At 47.7% G+C, this 15402-nt stretch carries 14 protein-coding genes; all 14 read left to right on the top strand.

From position 1 onward, the window contains the following. Positions 1-3 precede the first annotated feature (3 nt). The 14 genes from ruvB to dtd all read left to right on the top strand — a co-directional run bounded on the left by ruvB (position 4) and on the right by dtd (position 15338). The gene (gene ruvB / locus AC3AQ9_RS06265) at positions 4-1002 is read left to right on the top strand and encodes a Holliday junction branch migration DNA helicase RuvB (RefSeq protein ID WP_488306565.1); all 999 of its coding nucleotides are present in this window, start codon (positions 4-6) and stop codon (positions 1000-1002) included. A gap of 25 nt (positions 1003-1027) precedes the next feature. Beyond that, positions 1028-2080: a tRNA preQ1(34) S-adenosylmethionine ribosyltransferase-isomerase QueA gene (gene queA, locus AC3AQ9_RS06260; protein WP_488306564.1), complete on the top strand. Its 1053-nt coding sequence runs from the start codon at positions 1028-1030 to the stop codon at positions 2078-2080. Continuing rightward, positions 2077-3219: a tRNA guanosine(34) transglycosylase Tgt gene (tgt, locus tag AC3AQ9_RS06255; RefSeq protein ID WP_488306563.1), complete on the top strand. Its 1143-nt coding sequence runs from the start codon at positions 2077-2079 to the stop codon at positions 3217-3219. Before queA ends, tgt begins: the two co-directional genes overlap by 4 nt. A gap of 34 nt (positions 3220-3253) precedes the next feature. Further along, positions 3254-3529 (top strand): preprotein translocase subunit YajC, encoded by a 276-nt coding sequence (gene yajC / locus AC3AQ9_RS06250; RefSeq protein ID WP_437149690.1) that lies wholly within the window; start codon positions 3254-3256, stop codon positions 3527-3529. A 207-nt stretch (positions 3530-3736) separates the two neighbouring features. Further along, complete coding sequence (locus AC3AQ9_RS06245; RefSeq protein WP_488306562.1) at positions 3737-4057, top strand: post-transcriptional regulator; 321 nt, start codon at positions 3737-3739, stop codon at positions 4055-4057. 66 nt (positions 4058-4123) lie between these two features. Beyond that, complete coding sequence (secDF, locus tag AC3AQ9_RS06240; protein WP_488306561.1) at positions 4124-6403, top strand: protein translocase subunit SecDF; 2280 nt, start codon at positions 4124-4126, stop codon at positions 6401-6403. A gap of 230 nt (positions 6404-6633) precedes the next feature. Further along, complete coding sequence (locus tag AC3AQ9_RS06235; RefSeq protein ID WP_488306560.1) at positions 6634-6852, top strand: lipopolysaccharide assembly protein LapA domain-containing protein; 219 nt, start codon at positions 6634-6636, stop codon at positions 6850-6852. A 168-nt stretch (positions 6853-7020) separates the two neighbouring features. Further along, positions 7021-7365 (top strand): LapA family protein, encoded by a 345-nt coding sequence (locus AC3AQ9_RS06230; RefSeq protein WP_488306559.1) that lies wholly within the window; start codon positions 7021-7023, stop codon positions 7363-7365. Positions 7366-7451: 86 nt separating this feature from the next. Continuing rightward, entirely contained in the window at positions 7452-9794 is a 2343-nt protein-coding gene (gene recJ / locus AC3AQ9_RS06225) for a single-stranded-DNA-specific exonuclease RecJ (RefSeq protein WP_488306558.1), read from the top strand. After that, positions 9785-10297, top strand: a complete 513-nt coding sequence (locus AC3AQ9_RS06220) for an adenine phosphoribosyltransferase (RefSeq protein WP_488306557.1) — start codon at positions 9785-9787, stop codon at positions 10295-10297. The genes recJ and AC3AQ9_RS06220 overlap by 10 nt, the downstream gene beginning before the upstream one ends. 76 nt (positions 10298-10373) lie before the next feature. Next, the gene (locus AC3AQ9_RS06215; protein ID WP_488306556.1) at positions 10374-11927 is read left to right on the top strand and encodes a glycosyl hydrolase family 28-related protein; all 1554 of its coding nucleotides are present in this window, start codon (positions 10374-10376) and stop codon (positions 11925-11927) included. A 163-nt stretch (positions 11928-12090) separates the two neighbouring features. Next, positions 12091-12615 carry a type 1 glutamine amidotransferase domain-containing protein gene (locus tag AC3AQ9_RS06210; RefSeq protein WP_488306555.1) on the top strand — a complete coding sequence of 175 codons (525 nt, stop codon included), beginning with the start codon at positions 12091-12093 and terminating at the stop codon, positions 12613-12615. 80 nt (positions 12616-12695) lie between these two features. Next, a complete protein-coding gene (locus AC3AQ9_RS06205; protein WP_488306554.1) occupies positions 12696-14888 on the top strand; it encodes a RelA/SpoT family protein in 2193 nt (730 codons plus the stop codon). A 9-nt stretch (positions 14889-14897) separates the two neighbouring features. Further along, positions 14898-15338, top strand: coding sequence for a D-aminoacyl-tRNA deacylase (gene dtd / locus AC3AQ9_RS06200; RefSeq protein WP_488306553.1), 441 nt, complete (start codon positions 14898-14900; stop codon positions 15336-15338). The last annotated feature ends 64 nt before the right edge of the window (positions 15339-15402 follow it).

Raw genomic sequence — 15402 nt, 5'->3', positions numbered from 1 at the left:
GGCATGGAGGAACGGGTAATCGGAGGCGAGATTTCTGAATTTGACGAGCGTTTTGAACAATCGCTGCGGCCCCAGTTTTTAGCACAGTACATCGGCCAGCAGAAAGTGAAGCATAACTTGGAAATCTTCATCGAAGCGGCAAAGATGCGCCAGGAGAGCTTGGACCATGTACTTTTGTACGGGCCTCCCGGACTCGGTAAAACGACATTGGCGACGGTGATTGCCAATGAAATGGAAGTTAACGTGAGAATGACCAGTGGGCCAGCGATCGAGCGCCCGGGCGACTTGGCAGCCATAGTGTCGTCACTGGAGCCGGGGGATGTGTTATTCATTGATGAAATCCATCGCTTGAACCGTTCGATCGAAGAAGTATTGTATCCGGCCATGGAAGATTTTTCTTTGGATATTGTGGTTGGCAAAGGGCCTACCGCGCGTTCGGTGCGGCTCGATTTGCCGCCGTTTACATTGATTGGTGCCACCACGCGGGCAGGTGCTTTGTCAGCGCCGCTGCGCGACCGCTTCGGCGTCCATGCACGGCTCGATTATTATGACACCGAATCGCTGACGGAAATCGTGGTGCGCAGTTCAAAGCTGTTTGAAGCGGAAATCGACCCAATTGCGGCTGTTGAAATTGCACGCCGGTCCCGCGGGACTCCGCGTATCGCGAACCGCTTATTAAAGCGGGTCCGCGATTTTGCGCAAGTTCGCGGCAACGGCACCATTACAGAAGACATTGCCAGCCAGGCACTCGAGATGCTGCAGGTCGATCCGCTTGGCCTTGACCATATTGACCATAAACTGATGACCGGCATGATGACGCGTTTCCGCGGCGGCCCGGTCGGATTGGATACGATTGCAGCGAGCATCGGTGAAGAGTCGACGACGATTGAAGACGTCTATGAACCGTATTTGCTGCAAATCGGTTTTATTCAGCGGACCCCAAGAGGCCGTGTGGTGACACAGATGGCCTACGAGCATTTCAATATGGAAATGCCGGAATGATTCTAGATAAAGGAAGTTTTTAAACATGAACGTTAACGATTTTGATTTTCACTTACCGGAAGAATTGATTGCACAAACGCCGCTGCTTGACCGTACGTCGAGCCGGCTGCTTGTGATGAATAAAGAGACAGGCGATGTCACACACCGCCATTTCCGTGACATTAAAGATCATTTGCAGGCTGGAGATACGCTTGTATTGAACGATACACGCGTATTGCCGGCACGATTGATGGGCGTCAAAGAAGAAACGGGTGCCCATATCGAATTGCTGCTGTTGAAGCAGATTGAAGAAGATGTGTGGGAAACGCTCGTGAAACCCGCGAAAAAAGTAAAAGTCGGCACCGTGATTTCATTCGGCGACGGGCTGTTGAAAGCGGAATGCACGGGGCTATTAGACCACGGCGGCCGCCATTTCAAAATGATCTACGATGGCATTTTCTACGAAATATTGGAAGGGCTCGGCGAAATGCCGCTGCCTCCTTATATCCGCGAGAAACTGGAAGACCAGGACCGCTACCAGACCGTTTTTGCCAAAGAGCGGGGCAGCGCGGCGGCACCGACTGCCGGCCTTCATTTTACAGAGGAATTGCTTGAGGAAATCCGTGCCAAAGGCGTCAATATCGCCTTTATCACGCTGCATGTCGGACTCGGCACATTCCGTCCGGTGTCGGTCGATTCGATTGATGACCATAAAATGCATGCGGAATTTTACCGCATCACGCAGGAAACGGCTGATCTCATCAACAACACTAAAAAACAAGGCGGCCGTGTCATTTCTGTCGGCACCACTTCGACGCGGACGCTTGAATCCGTGGCGGATAAATTTGGTGGCGAACTGCAGGAAGACAGCGGCTGGACCGATATTTTCATTTTCCCGGGCTATGAATTCAAAGCCATTGACGGCTTGATCACCAATTTCCATTTGCCGAAATCGACGCTGGTCATGCTGGTCAGCGCCTTATCTAGCCGCGATGCGATTTTAAACGCCTATAACGAAGCAGTGAATGAACGCTACCGTTTCTTCTCATTTGGAGATGCGATGTTCATTGAACCACAGAAAAAGGAGACTCACCAATGACTGAAGCAGTATGGTATGAACACATTAAAACTTGTAAACAAACCGGTGCCCGTTTAGGGATTGTCCACACGCCGCACGGTTCATTTGAAACACCTGCTTTTATGCCGGTCGGTACGCAGGCGACTGTTAAAACAATGTCGCCGGAAGAATTAAAGGCGATGGAAGCGGGCATTATTTTGAGCAATACGTATCACTTATGGCTGCGCCCGGGCAACGATGTTATCCGGGAAGCCGGCGGGTTGCACAAATTCATGAACTGGGACCGTCCGATTTTGACGGATTCCGGCGGTTTCCAAGTGTTTTCACTGAGCGAATTCCGCAACATCAAAGAAGAAGGCGTCCATTTCCGCAACCATATGAACGGTGACAAATTGTTCTTGAGCCCTGAAAAAGCGATGGAGATCCAAAATGACCTCGGTTCTGACATCATGATGGCGTTTGATGAATGCCCGCCTTACCCGGCGTCACATGAATACATGAAGTCAAGCGTCGAACGCACATCCCGCTGGGCAGAGCGCTGCCTGGAAGCGCATGCGCGCAAAAACGATCAAGGCTTGTTCGGCATTATCCAGGGAGGCGAGTACGAAGATCTTCGCAAACAAAGTGCCCAGGACCTGGTATCGCTTGATTTCCCTGGATACGCAATCGGCGGCTTGTCTGTCGGCGAACCGAAAGATGTCATGAACCGTGCGCTGGAATTCACAACGCCGCTGCTTCCGGCAGACAAACCGCGTTATTTGATGGGCGTCGGCTCTCCGGATTCCTTGATTGACGGGGCCATCCGCGGCATCGACATGTTTGACTGTGTATTGCCAACGCGTATCGCACGAAACGGCACGCTGATGACAAGCACCGGCCGTTTGAACATCAAAAACGCCGCTTTCAAACGTGATTTTGGTCCGATTGACGAAAAATGCGATTGCTATACATGCACAAATTACACGCGCGCATACGTTCATCACTTGATTCGTGCAGATGAAACATTCGGAATCAGACTTACTAGTTATCATAATCTACGTTTTCTGTTAAACTTAATGGGACAGGTACGCCAAGCGATTCGTGAGGACCGCCTGGGAGATTTCCGCGAAGAATTTTTTGAAGCTTATGGTTTCAATAAGCCAAACGCTAAGAATTTCTAAAAGATAAAGAGAAGTGAAAGGGGGAATTTGAAAAATGGATACTTTGGTAGCATTATCACCTTTACTATTAATGTTCTTGTTAATGTGGTTTTTCATCATCCGTCCTGCACAAAAGCGTCAAAAAGCGACAGCTACCATGCAGTCGGAATTACGCCGTGGAGACCGCGTAGTAACAATCGGAGGCCTACATGGCCAAGTGGATGCTGTGGATGACACAACCATCTACTTGACTGTTGCTGACGGAACTCGCCTGCAGTTCGAACGCCAGGCGATTGCGCGCGTAATCGATTCATCTAAAACAACTGTCTAAAGAAAGCTCGCCTTCGACTTTGAAGGCGATTTTTTTTGAATAAAAATGAGGATTTAATATGTAGTTGAATTCTAAGATCGATGTTCTGTAATACAGCTACGCGTGCTGCATTCCTTAAAAAATAACTGGAATAAAAATATGGACTGTTGTTCTCAATCTTCCTGCAATGGGATACAATGGAAAAGAACGGTTGAAAGGAGTTAAAATATGTTAAAATTTACCGAACAATACGATATCGTCTTGCCGGCATTGGAAAGCAAATGCGCGGAATTTCATTACTTACAATACGACACCGTGACTCCTGAAGAATTATGGCAATACTGTATCAAGAAAAAGTGGCGGAAAAAAGACATCGGCGAAATGAGGCTGCATGAAATGGTTAACGACATCATGGAAATGACCGCTTCGGAATTTGTGGCTTTTCACCAAGTTGAGGGATTAAGAGGCGCCAACTTCTTCTCTGAAGGAAACCTGGCTGAACTTGAACAGCTGCTAAGGCCTTCTTCTAAGAAACCTACTTCGATTTGACACTGTAAAGCTCCTGTTTCATAATGATAGTGCTGTGTTTTTCACACTGAGGAGGAATAGTTACATATGAAAGCAAGAGGTCGTTTAATCGCCTTTTTCCTAATCGTCATTGCGTTAATAGGAATCATGGCTCCCACGAGTTTACCCATTGCAAAAGACATCAGATTGGGATTGGATCTGCAGGGCGGGTTCGAAGTTCTGTATGAAGTAAAGCCGCTTGAAGGCACCGACATGAAAATTACGGAGGAAGTTCTGGCGGATACCTCTCAAGCTTTGATGAGCCGGATCGACGTTCTCGGCGTCAGTGAACCGGTCATCCAGATTGAAGGGGAAGATCGCATCCGCGTACAGCTGGCTGGCGTAGAAGACCAAGCGTCTGCCCGTGAGTTGTTGTCCACAGAAGCCAATCTGACGTTCCGCAATGCTGAAGATGAAGTGATGCTGGACGGCAGCGATTTAAAGCAAGGTGGAGCGGCGGCGACATTTGACCAGAACGGTGCGCCTGTTGTAACGCTGGAATTGAATGATCCAGGAAAATTTGCGGAAATTACCGGCGAAATTTCTCAATTGCCGCCGCCTGCTAATGTGCTGGTCATTTGGCTCGATTTTGAAGAAGGCGTTGATTCATATGCCGAGGAACTCATGAAACCGGATCCGAAATTTGTTTCTGCTCCGCGCGTTTCCGAACGCATCAACTCTTCTTCCGTTGAAATTTCGGGTGCTTTTACAGTAGAGGAAACGCAAAGCTTGGCAGGTATTTTGAACGCCGGCGCTTTGCCGGTGAGCCTTGAAGAAATCTACTCGACTTCGGTCGGAGCACAATTTGGTGCTGAGGCCCTTGATCAGACGATTTTAGCAGCGACGATCGGTATCGGGCTTGTGCTCTTGTTCATGCTTGTTTATTACCGTTTGCCGGGGCTGATCGCGGCAATCACGCTTGCCGCTTTCGTTTATTTGATCCTGCTGACATTTGAATGGATTGGCGGGGTTCTGACATTGCCAGGTATTGCTTCCATTGTGCTCGGTGTCGGGATGGCAGTGGATGCCAATATCATCACCTACGAACGGATTCGTGAAGAGCTGCGCATCGGACGCAGCGTCAAAGAATCATTTAAAGCCGGGGCAGCATCTTCGTTCTCAGCGATTCTGGATGCCAACGTGACAACGTTGATTGCGGCAATCGTGTTATTCATCTTCGGTACAAGTTCCGTTAAAGGATTTGCGACTCTTTTGATCATCTCGATCTTAGTATCGTTCCTGACAGCAATTTGGGGTTCACGCATCTTATTGGGCTTATTGGTCAACAGCGGGATCCTGGACGGCAGAGTCGGCTTGTTCGGACTTAGAAAATCACAAGTTCATAAACAGGAAGAAAACCTGGAAATTCTGGATCTTTCCACTCGTTTTGACCGCTATGATTTTGTGAAGCACCGCAAAAAATTCTTTATTGCTTCAATCGCTTTGATTGTTGCAGGGATGGCTGTCATCGGCATCTTCCGTTTGAATCTCGGCATTGACTTCTCGAGCGGTACGCGCGTTGAAATCACTTCAGATTCAGCGGTCACCAAAGAGCAGGTTGAATCGTTCCTGACTGAAAACGGCTACCCGACGGACGATGTGGTCATTTCGGGTGATCAATCCAATATCGGCGTAACCCGTTATGTGGAGGAGTTTAGCCAGGAAGAAATCAATGACTTGAAAGCTGTGGCAATGGACGAGTTCGGCAATGAACCGAATATCTCGACCGTATCGCCGACAGTCGGCCAGGAATTGGCTAAAAATGCAGTCTATGCTTTAGCGATTGCGGCAATCGGCATCATCATCTATGTTGCGTTCCGCTTTGAGTGGCGCATGGGTGTCGCTTCTATTGTCGCGTTGCTGCACGATGCCTTCTTTATTGTTGCCGTCTTCAGCTTGCTGCGCCTTGAAGTGGATATCACGTTCATCGCGGCAGTACTGACAATCGTCGGTTATTCGATCAATGATACGATTGTCACGTTCGACCGGATCCGTGAAAACTTGAAGCGCATGAAAAAAGTCGATTCGGCAGAGCAATTGGAAATCATCGTCAACAAGTCTCTCCGGCAAACGCTGGGCCGCTCTGTAAACACCGTTTTAACGGTTGTGCTGGTCGTTATCGCGTTACTAGTCTGGGGAGCACCATCAATCACAAACTTCTCTCTAGCATTATTAATCGGTTTAGTGGCTGGTACGTATTCTTCTATTTTCATCGCAGCCCAGTTGTGGTTCGTGCTGAAAAAACGAGAATTACAGAAAAAAGGCCCGATCGATATCGAAAAACTGGAAGAGAAGAACAAATGGGGTTCTGACGAGCCTGTCGTTTAAAGAGAAACTTCACTCAGTGGGTTCTACATGCCGCTGAGGAACAGCAGAAGTACACCGTGTCCTGCAGCAACAAATATGAGGCTGGCATCCTGTCGGCCTCAATGGGGCTTTTAGGGGCAATTGATTTTTCTCTCGCAGAAGCGGGATAAGTTTATATAGGAAAAGGAACAGGGTATAGAGTTTATGACTCTGTTCCTTTTTTTATATTAAACAAATAGGAGATGTCTAGCATGAATTATCAAGGGTTCGCTATACTGAGTTTGGTTTTTGCGATAATTATTGCTGTTTTTGCCATTGCTAACATCGATCCTGTACAGGTCAATTACTTGTTCGGAGAAGCCCAGTGGCCGCTTATTCTTGTTATTCTTGGCTCGGCTATTCTTGGTTTTCTTATATCGTCGTTACTTAACACGTGGAGGAAATTAGCCCGGAAGAGATCGAAGTCTTGAATGCAGCGGCGGAGGAACAGTTCGGCCGCCTTGCACATATGTCTGCTTTATCGCAGACCGCATGCTAGAAAGCGGTCAAGCGGGATAAGTTTATAAAAGAAATGGAACAGGGTATAGAATTTATGACCTTGTTCCATTTTTTTATTTAAACGAAAGGTGATGAACGATATGAAATACCAATGGCTTGCTATACTAGGTTTTGTTTTTGCAGTGATTATCGCGGTATTTGCTGTAGCCAACGTAGATCCTGTACCGGTCAATTACATTTTCGGACAAGATCGATGGCCGCTTATTCTCGTTATTCTCGTATCAGCTCTTTTAGGTTTTCTTCTCAGCGGTACAGTCGCCATTATCCGGACATTCACTTTGCAGCGAAAAGTGAAAGCACTCCAAAAAGAAATTGCCGTAAAAGAATCATTGATCGCCACGCAGCAAAATGAAATTGCAGAATACCAAAAAGCCGATGTAAACCCTGAACCCATGGTGGTTACAGATGATCGGCAGGTTCGATAAACAAACAAACCTTTCGGAGAATAGTCCGAAAGGTTTTTGTCTGTGCGGAAATTCTGTATAATGAACGGGTAAGGAAGTGAATGATGATGATAGAATCCAAAAAGAGATGGCGCTTAACCACTCCCGATATGGAATTGGTCCAGGCAATCCAGAAAGAATTATCCATTTCATCCGTTTTGGCCAAAATATTAGTGACACGGGGCATCACAACAGCCGAAGAAGCACGCAGTTTCATGAACATGGACGCACAAGGAATACATAATCCTTACCTCATGAAAGATATGGATATTGCTGTCCAGCGCATCCGCCAGGCAATTGAAGAACAACAGAAAATTGTTGTTTACGGCGATTATGACGCGGATGGAGTTACAAGCACGACCGTCATGGTGACGGTTTTAGAAGATTTAGGGGCACTTGTCTCATTTAAAATCCCGAACCGTTTTAAGCATGGCTACGGCCCGAATAAAGAGCTGTTCCAGCAAGCTTATGACGAAGGAGCGAAATTGATCGTCACGGTCGACAACGGAATTTCCGGCATGGAAGCAGTCGATTTTGCCAATAGCCTTGGCATGGACGTAATCATCAGCGACCATCATGACATCGGGGAAGTGATGCCGAATGCTTTGGCGATCGTCCACCCGCGCCATCCGGAAGGGAATTATCCATTCGGCGAATTGGCAGGTGTTGGAGTCGCTTTTAAAATCGCCCAGGCACTTTACGAGGAAATTCCGGACCACCTTCTGGAGCTGGTGGCCATCGGCACGATTGCCGATTTGGTGCCGCTGCATGATGAAAACCGCATTTTCGTAAAAGCGGGGCTGGAAGCGCTCCGTGATTCGCCGCGGCCGGCGATCGATGCATTGTCGGAGGTCTCAGGAGTCAAACAGCGGGAAATCACGGAAGAGACGATCGGCTTTATGTTCGGTCCCCGCATTAATGCCATCGGCCGCTTGCAGGATGCAGATCCCGCTGTGCAAATGTTTTTGACAGATGACCCTGCAGAAGCACGGAGTCTGGCGAGCGGGCTCGATGTGCTCAATAAAGAGCGCCAAGGCATCGTCAAGCAGATTTCCGAGGAAGCGGCTGCACAAGTCGAACAGCGCTATCCGGAAGGCGCGCCGCGCGTTATCGTCGTGGCCCAGGAAGGCTGGAACCCTGGCGTCGTTGGAATCGTGGCGTCGAAATTAGTGGAAAAATATTACCGCCCGACAATCGTTTTGTCGTTGGATCCGGAAACTGGCAAAGCGAAAGGATCAGCGCGGAGCATCGAAGGATTTCATTTGTATAATGAACTGGCGGCAAACCGTGATATTTTGCCGCATTTTGGCGGACACCCGATGGCGGCCGGCATGACACTCGAGATGAGTGACGTCGATGAGCTGCGGGAACGTCTGAATAAACAAGCGGAAACAAGTTTAACGGAAGAGGATTTGGTGCCGGTGGTCGAAATCGATATTCCGGTCCGATTGGAAGAAATCGATATCGAAACGATTGAATCGATGCGCTATCTGGCACCGTTCGGCATGGGCTTTGCCAAGCCGAAGTTTTTCCTGGATGAAGTGACGGTGGCATCCATCCGGAAAATCGGATCTGCCCAGAACCATTTAAAAATGGAATTGGCCCAGAATGCCGCAACCATTGATGCGGTCGGGTTTGGCATTGGCTTTATCGGGGATGAATTGACGCCGGATGTGAAAATTGATGTTATCGGCGATTTGCAGATCAACGAATGGAACGGCCGCAAAAAGCCGCAATTGATGATTGAAGATGTTCGCACCGATGAATGGCAGCTATTTGATATCCGCGGCATTCGGCAAGTATCGCGCTGGTCAAAACTGATACCGGAAAAAGATCAAGTGTATTTGGCATTCAAGCCGGAAACAGTGGCCGTCTTCCAAACGCTCCTGCAGCAGCCAATCCATAACCTGGAGACATTGAAAGAGCAGGAGGCGCTGAAACATCATTTGGTGCTGCTTGATTTGCCTGAATCGGAAGAGCAACTGGCTAGCGTCTTGGCGCAGATTAAGCCGAAACGGATCTATGCGCATTTTTATGCGAAAGAATCGCAGTATTTTGAGCAGATTCCTACACGGGACCAATTTGCGTGGCTGTTTTCATTCATTAAAAAACGGGGTTCGTTCGATTTTAAAAAGCATTGTGACGAGCTGGCGAAACATAAAGGCTGGACCCGGGAAGCATTATTTTTTATGCTTCAGGTGTTTTTTGAACTCGGTTTTGTTACACTTAACAATGGACTTACAGAGATTGCCGAAACTCCAAGCAAACGCGATTTGTCGGATGCGCCGATTTATAAAAAGCGCCAGCAGCAAATCGCCTTGGAACAAAAGCTTTTGTATGCTTCTTATAAAGACTTAAAAGAGTGGTTTGATGCGAAAGTGTCTGCCAAGGAGGAAGAATTATGGATTTAAAGCAGTACGTAACAATCGTTGAAGACTGGCCGAAACCAGGCATTCGATTTAAAGACATCACAACCATCATGGACAACGGTGAAGCGTATAAATACGCGACAGACCAAATGGTGGAATACGCGAAACAAGTCGGCGCTGAAATTATTGTCGGCCCTGAAGCCCGTGGATTCATCATCGGCTGCCCGGTTGCCTATGCATTAGGAATCGGCTTTGCACCTGTCCGTAAAGAAGGCAAATTGCCGCGTGAAGTAATTCGCGCTGAATACGGCCTTGAATACGGAAAAGACGTATTGACTATGCACAAAGATGCCATCAAACCTGGCCAGAAAGTGCTGATCACGGACGATTTATTGGCAACTGGCGGAACAATCGGCGCAACCATCAATTTGGTGGAGCAGCTGGGCGGAATCGTAGTCGGCTGTGCGTTCTTAATCGAGCTGACATACTTGGACGGCCGCAAGAACTTAGACGGCTATGACGTCATGACTCTTATACAGTATTAATCCTATCTCTCCACCTTATTCAGGTGGAGGGATTTTTTTATTGTGCGGTGGGTATGGAAAGGAGAGGTGATGGAAAATGCAATTAAGTAAATATCACGATCCAGCCAAAAACAAGGAATTGCTGGCAGCGATTTTAAACGAATCGATGTCAATTGAAGAAATTACGAATGAAACCCGGCAGCTTTTCCGCCAAATAAAACTGGAAGAACGGCCAAGTGAAAAGGCTGTTTACAAAAAGACATGGCTGGAATGGCTATGGTCGCTGTTGGCAGAAAATCATTCAATCGTGGATCCGCACCATTATTCGGAGCGGGTGGAAGGCGATGAAGTTGTGCCGGAATGGAAAGCAGCTCTTGATAGAGAATATGAAAAACTGGAAGCAGCGATGACACGGCAGGTGAACGTCGAGGATTTTGGCGCTGTAGGAGACGGTGTGACGGATTGTACAACAGCGTTCAGGAAAGCTTTTGGTGATGGCAGGGTCGATGTGTTCGTGCCAGCGGGGATTTATCTTGTGCGAAAACTCGAATTGCCTTCTTGGACCCGGATTGCTGGTGCAGGGAAAGGGGCCACGGTTTTAAAACTCCATGATAGCGCACCCAAAAGGCAGCGTTTACTGGCAAACCGGAACATTGTGAAAGGCAATCACCATATTTCCGTTGAAAATTTGGGGCTGGACTGGAATGTCGAACGGCTTGGTGATGAGGCAAATACAAGTGCAGGCAATAATTTTTCCAGCTGTTTAACCTATGCGAACGTCAGTTATGGTTGGGTCAAAGAAGTGGCGGCGGTTAATCCAGGTCTTCATTGCTTTGATATTTCATCCACACTTTACAATTACGGCGGGGACGGACGCCGGGCACGAGGCGGAAGCCGCTACGTCTGGCTCGACCAGGTGAACGGCTATGGCTTTGGTGATGATGGCATCACAACGCATCACAGCGATTACATATTTATTTCCAATTCCCATTTCTGTGACCCAAGCGGGCGCTCGCATAAAAAAGGGTTTTCCAATTCGAACGGCATTGAAATTGATGACGGTTCCCGATTTGTCTGGCTGCTCAATAACTCGACGGCGCGCTGTTTCGGCGGTGTGGAAATCAAAGCGCATGCCACCAGCTCTGCCGCAACCGGGGTCTTCATTTCCGGCCATTTGTCAGTCAATGACAACCGGTCATTTAATTTCCGCCATATCGGCCATCATTCAGCAGCAGATCCGAAGTCGCTGTCAGCTTACAATATCGCAGCTCAGCGCATAGTTTCGGTGGCGCCGGTATTTACGGATATGTATGCAGGTTCAACACCGCGTGCGCTCGTCGTGTCAGGATTCCGCAAAGTTGCCATTAACCGGTTTATGTTTATCGGCGATCCAAATTATGACTATCAAGGCCAGCCGGCGGCAGCTGTACAGTTCAAAGCAGCAGGTATTTCGTTGACGAATGGCCGGGTGACAGGCTTTAAAAAATGTTCTGCGGATATTTATGTGGCGGGAGGCAAGCAAGGCGCGGACCGGGTGGCTGTACGCAATATCCGGAGCATCGATTCTGCGGGAAATCCGGTGAAAACAGGAAAAGGCCATACAGCGGTAGTAGTCGAAAATATCGCGCAGGAGACCCTTTCTCACGTATAAAGTTTTTGCAATAAAGAAAGGGATATTTCGTATAATTGTCGAATTAATGAATAAAATTGTCGAATTTTTATAAGTTAAATAATAAAATAAGCTGTAAAATAAGCAATTTACTGTAAATAACGTTAATATATAAGTAAACCGACCATAAAAGGGGGATTCGACAATGGCTTTAACTGGCAAAAAAATTCTTAGTTTTGTCCACCATGAATTCGAGGATTTGGAATTATGGTACCCGATTCTGAGGCTGCGTGAAGAAGGCGCACAAGTGGATTTAGCCGGAGAAGAAGCCCATGTGAAATACATCGGCAAATACGGAGTGCCGGCAGAATCGGATTTTTCATACGGGGATATCAGCCCGAAAGATTACGATGCCATTCTCGTTCCGGGCGGCTGGGCGCCTGATAAGATTCGCCGTTTTCCAGAAGTGCTGAATATTGTCCAATTTATGGACGAGCATAAAAAGCCGATTGGCCAAATATGCCATGCCGGCTGGGTGCTCATTTCGGCAGGGATTTTAGAAGGCAAAAAAGTGACAAGCACACCTGGCATCAAAGACGATATGGCGAATGCTGGTGCTGAATGGGTGGATGAAGCCGTAGTCGTGGACGGCCATTTAGTATCGAGCCAGCGTCCGCCGGATTTGCCTGAATATATGCGGGAATTTATTAAAGTGATGGAGCATCAGTAACAAAGCTTTACTTTTATGCCCATTGTTTTTTATAATTATAGGATATACTTTTCGAAAAAATAGAAGCAAGGTGGGCAATTATGGCGAAAGATCAAGTTAGGACACCTGAAGACGTATTCGAAATGGTTGCGTCTTATATGAATGCCGATCATGTTGAAACGATAAAAAAGGCATACCAAGTAGCATTGGAGGCCCACGAAGGACAATTCCGGAAATCCGGCGAACCTTATATTGTCCATCCTGTTCAAGTTGCTGGAATCCTGGCGGAATTGCAAATGGATCCTGCCACTGTGGCAGCTGGTTTTTTGCATGACGTTGTAGAAGATACAAAAGTGAGCCGGGAAGACATTGTCCGCGATTTTGATGAAGAAGTGGCGATGCTGGTTGATGGCGTCACCAAATTGAGCAAAATCAAGTATATGTCAAAAGAAGAACAGCAAGCGGAAAATCATCGCAAGATGTTTGTCGCCATGGCTCAGGACATCCGCGTCATTTTGATTAAGTTGGCAGACCGGTTGCACAATCTTCGGACTTTGAAATACCAGTCGGTTGAGAAACAGCGCATGAAAGCGAATGAGACGCTTGAAATTTTTGCGCCGATTGCACACCGCCTCGGAATCAATACGATCAAATGGGAGCTGGAAGATACAGCCCTCCGTTATTTGAATCCGCAGCAGTATTACCGCATTGTGAATTTGATGAAGAAGAAACGCACGGAGCGGGAAGAATACTTGAATAATGTCATGGATGAAATTCGCACGCAGCTCGACGAAGTTGGCATAAAGGCGGATCTTTTTGGACGTCCCAAACATATTTACAGCATTTACCGGAAAATGGTCATGCAAAATAAGCAATTCAACGAAATTTATGACTTGTTGGCAGTGCGGGTTACGGTCGAAAGCATCAAAGACTGCTACGCTGTACTCGGCATCATCCATTCGACGTGGAAGCCGATGCCTGGCCGTTTCAAGGATTATATTGCCATGCCGAAACAAAATCTGTATCAGTCGCTGCATACGACTGTTATCGGGCCGCAAGGCGATCCGCTTGAAGTGCAGATCCGCACAGAAGAAATGCACCGACTCGCGGAATACGGCGTAGCCGCCCACTGGGCTTATAAAGAAGGCAAAAAAGTCGATATGCCGAAAAACACAGTGGATTCCCGTCTGACTTGGTTCCGTGAAATCCTGGATTTCCAAAACGAATCTGACAATGCGGAAGAATTCATGGAATCGCTGAAATACGATTTATTCTCGGATATGGTTTATGTATTCTCACCAAAAGGCGATGTCATCGAGATGCCGGCAGGTTCGGTGCCGATTGACTTCGCTTACCGTGTCCACTCGGAAATCGGCAATAAAACAATCGGCGCCAAAGTGAACGGCAAAATGGTGCCACTTGATACGGAACTGAAAACCGGTGACATCGTGGAAATCCTGACTTCCAAACAATCATTCGGCCCCAGCCGCGACTGGCTGAAAATCGCCAAGTCGACACAGACGAAAAACAAAATCAAGCAATTCTTCAAAAAGCAATTGCGTGTCGACAATGTCCAAAAAGGCAAGGAATTGATTGAAAAAGAAATCAAAGCCCAGGAATTCCCGGTGAAAGAAATCCTGACAAACGAGAACATCAAACGCGTCTGTGAGAAATTCAATTTCGCCGGAGAAGACGATATGTATGCAGCAGTCGGATTTCAAGGCATCACCGCGCAACAAGTGGTGAACCGCCTGGCGGAAAGACAGCGCAAAAAACGGGAACAAGAAGAAGCACTCGAAAAACTGACTGTGGAAATGAAAACTAACACACCGACAAGACAAACCGAATCCGGTGTTATTGTCAGAGGCATCGACAATATGATGATCCGCCTGTCCCGCTGTTGCAATCCGGTTCCCGGCGACAGCATCATCGGGTTTATTACAAAAGGGCGCGGAGTTTCCGTGCACCGTGCGGATTGTCCGAATGTCCAGTCCAACCAGACCGACCGCCTGATTCCGGTGGAATGGGAAAATGCCGGCGCTCCGGATAAAAAAGATTACCATATCGATATTGAAGTGGAAGCTTTCGACCGCACCGGCTTGATCAATGAAGTCATGCATATGGTCAGCGAAACTAAGACCACGATCACGGCAGTCAGCGGACGGGCAAACTCGGATAAAATCGCGACCATCAATATGACGATCATGATTCCGCATATCTCACATTTGAACCGGGTTGTTGAGCGGATCAAGCAAATTCCGGATGTCTATTCGGTCAAGCGTGTGACAAATTAAGGAGGAACTATGCGAGTCGTATTACAGCGTTCAAAAAAAGCAAGCGTGACTGTTGAAGGCAATGTGACGGGAGCCATCGATTCCGGCTACGTCCTGCTGGTCGGCATCACGCATGAAGATACAGAAAAAGACGCCAAGTATGTGGCGGATAAAATAGCCGGCTTGCGGCTGTTCGAAGACGAAGACGGCAAGATGAACCGCTCCATTTTGGAAAATGGCGGTGACATCTTGTCGATTTCCCAATTCACGCTTTACGGCGATGTTAAAAAAGGGCGCCGCCCAAGTTTTACATCAGCTGCACGGCCAGAAACTGCTGAGCCGCTTTGGCATCTGTTTAACGATGCTTTGCGTGGCAATGGGCTTACGGTTGAAGAGGGTGTGTTTGGCGCAATGATGGATGTGGAGCTGGTCAACGATGGGCCAGTTACGATCTTAGTCGAATCAAAATAAAAATAAAATAACCGGCACAGGAAAGTGACTTCCTGTGCCGGTTATTTGTGTGTTCGTTTAAATT

This window comes from Planococcus sp. VCh962 (assembly GCF_057748275.1).
This window is presented reverse-complemented; position numbering and strand designations above follow the sequence as displayed.